A 640-nucleotide genomic window follows, 5' to 3' on the forward strand; every position below is an offset into this window, starting at 1 on the left:
TGACACTCACCGCCTGCGTAGCGACATCGCTGAACGTACCGTCTTCATCTTCGAGACTTACCCTGATAGTAAAGTCACCGACTGTGGTATATGTGTGCGACACATCGCCCACACTGCTGTAGGTTTCAGTGGTGCCATCGCCCCAATACACGGTAATTCCATTCGCAACAATGGTATCGTCACCTGGGTCGATAATTGCTCCAAGGTTCAAGGTATACGCGGTGTTTTGGATACTGGTCGACGCGCCCGAGAGTGCTAATGTCGGCGCTACATTGTTGATGGTGACATCGACGGTCCCACCATCAAACGTGCCTTCGTCATTCACGATCTGCACACTGATAGTGGCACTGCTGTTACCATCTGCGAAGGTGTGCGTAACATCACCTAGCTCAGTAACCGACTGCACCGCTGAACCATCACCCCAGTCAATGAGATATTCGGTGACAGGATCATCACCGGGGTCTACCAAGTCAGCCAGCGTTAGTGTATAGACGCTGCCCTCGTCTGTCTCATTTGCGCCACTTACAGTTATAGATGGGGCTACGTCGTTCACTGCAACGCCAAGGCTTGCCGCCGTATACGTGCCATCTTCATCTGTCACTATCAAGCTAATAACTGGCGAGCTATCACCATCAGCAAA

Annotated in this window: 1 protein-coding gene; it reads right to left on the reverse strand. The window is 51.7% G+C overall.

From position 1 onward, the window contains the following. A partial coding sequence (locus GTH32_RS19295) for a hypothetical protein (RefSeq protein ID WP_163088816.1) occupies positions 1–640 on the reverse strand: 640 nt, incomplete at both ends.

Source organism: Alteromonas profundi (genome assembly GCF_010500865.1).
Lineage (GTDB): Bacteria > Pseudomonadota > Gammaproteobacteria > Enterobacterales > Alteromonadaceae > Alteromonas > Alteromonas profundi.